The organism is Actinomadura sp. NPDC000600, from assembly GCF_040492135.1.
Taxonomy (GTDB): Bacteria; Actinomycetota; Actinomycetes; order Streptosporangiales; family Streptosporangiaceae; genus Spirillospora.
Genome location: NZ_JBEUPD010000148.1, coordinates 1 through 1,071, shown reverse-complemented (window position 1 = coordinate 1,071; position 1,071 = coordinate 1). Strand labels below are relative to the sequence as shown.

Here is a 1,071-nt window from a genome sequence, read left to right as displayed (position 1 = left end):
CGTAAGATGACGAATGAATGGCTGAAATTCCAAAAGGAGCTGTTCAAATATGAAAGTAAGACCGGAGAAATCAGGCAGGTTGATTTGTTGAAAGAATTCCACATGTCATCAGATACGCTTAAAAAGTGGAGAGAAAACGGATTACCTTCGATAAATCGAGGTGGTTCAGTCTTCTATCTATTGGAAGATTTACATGATTTTTATTACTAAAATGTCGGGCAAGACATGATTAAAGAGAAAATGACTACCTCCACATACCAAGTTAATTTATTAAATGCGGTGCTCCGCTAGAAAAGAGAAAAAAATTTGCCAGATATTAGTGTAGAAATAAAAGCAGAAGGTTTGGACGAACTAAAAAAACTGCTCAACGAAGCTTTAGACCAAGTTGAACAGTTAAAAAATACATTAACTAGGATAAATAAAATTAAAATCCGAGTTGATTCATAATATACTCGGAACTAGCAGTTTCAAGCATTTCTTCCCACGAATTGAATTGTGAGTTTTTCCTTACAAAAACGTCTAATTCATCATTGGGAATAGCTTCAAATGACTTGGGTGTTGTCCAATCAAAACGACTGGCATCGGCAAAGTCTTCAAGAGATGAGAACCCGGTATGATTTTTCAGGAAAGATTCAGTAAAAATATCGCTAAATATAACATCATGTTCTCCATCTAAATCTCTAGCTTTATCAAGCATATTTTCCAAGTCATCAATTAATTCATCTAATCCAGTTTCACTCATTTAAAATGCCTCCTTTCCATAAAACTAAGCAAATACCGCAAATATCTGCTCACAGTAATTATAGCACTCGGAGGATTAAAACACATACATAGAAAGGACATTAAAAATGTTTGGATTTAAAACAGAAGAAGAAAAATTTAAACTTGCGGATTATGATCGCATGAAAAGAGAGTTGGAATCAACTCAACAAAGTCTTGCTAATTGCGAAAAAAGCCGTCAAGATTGGATTGATTTCTCTAATAAATTGCAAGAAGAAAATAAAGAACTGTTTGCAGAAAACATGCAACATCATAAAAATGATATTGCCCGTCAGAAAATGGCAAACAATA

General features: G+C 33.8%; 3 protein-coding genes. 2 read left to right on the top strand and 1 reads right to left on the bottom strand.

The features are described from left to right. The coding region (locus ABWI07_RS44395; protein ID WP_502912918.1) for a hypothetical protein at nucleotides 1-210 on the top strand (210 nt) is incomplete at its 5' end. A 214-nt stretch (nucleotides 211-424) separates the two neighbouring features. Here ABWI07_RS44395 and ABWI07_RS44390 read toward each other — a convergent pair. Continuing rightward, a complete protein-coding gene (locus ABWI07_RS44390) occupies nucleotides 425-742 on the bottom strand; it encodes a hypothetical protein (protein ID WP_031560867.1) in 318 nt (105 codons plus the stop codon). A 106-nt stretch (nucleotides 743-848) separates the two neighbouring features. Between ABWI07_RS44390 and ABWI07_RS44385 the strand changes: the two genes are divergently transcribed. After that, nucleotides 849-1,071 (top strand): hypothetical protein (locus ABWI07_RS44385; protein ID WP_353822240.1); only part of this gene is annotated, 223 nt, incomplete at its 3' end.